Below are 535 nucleotides of genomic sequence, written 5' to 3'. Positions count from 1 at the left end.
ATGATCCGGTCCCCAGGAGCGGTCGCCACCGTGGTGGAAAGGACAGCCCCGGCGCCGGGGCTGATATTCCCGAAGGTCGGCGTGCCCGAAATCATGCGGATCGCCCTGAAAGCATGGCACCCCGCGATCAGGGCGGACGGCTTGTCCAGCGTGATGACGACATCGCCGGTCGTGCCGGTGGGGACGGCCGCCCGCCACAGGCCGGTGCGGAGGCGTGGCTCGTTGCCATTCGCCTGGGCCGCCCGCTGCGTGGCGACCACGCCCCCGATGCTGACCCCGGTGATGACGGCGGTGCTGTCGGTGATCAGATACGCATTGAGGTCAAGCTCGATGTAGCGATCCGCACTCGCTGCGCCCAGCGGCACGGCGGCAATCGTGTGCTGTGTCTGGGACGTGGTATTGTAGACCGACCCCGTGCCAGCCGAGGTATAGGAGGCTGGTTCACTCGCTGCCGGGACCAACACGGCATTGGTCGTATAGGTGCGAGAACCATTGCCGTCGGTCAGGGTCACGTCCACATCATAGGGCACACCCG

1 protein-coding gene is annotated in these 535 nt (G+C 66.5%); it reads right to left on the bottom strand.

All coding sequences use genetic code 11. The annotated features are described in order from the left end of the window. Window positions 1-535, bottom strand: a 535-nt coding sequence (locus ACTJI6_RS24215; RefSeq protein ID WP_440804342.1) for a hypothetical protein, incomplete at both ends; no start/stop codon positions are given.

Source organism: Paracoccus sp. 22332, assembly GCF_052045125.1.
Classification (GTDB): domain Bacteria; phylum Pseudomonadota; class Alphaproteobacteria; order Rhodobacterales; family Rhodobacteraceae; genus Paracoccus; species Paracoccus haematequi_A.
This window is presented reverse-complemented; position numbering and strand designations above follow the sequence as displayed.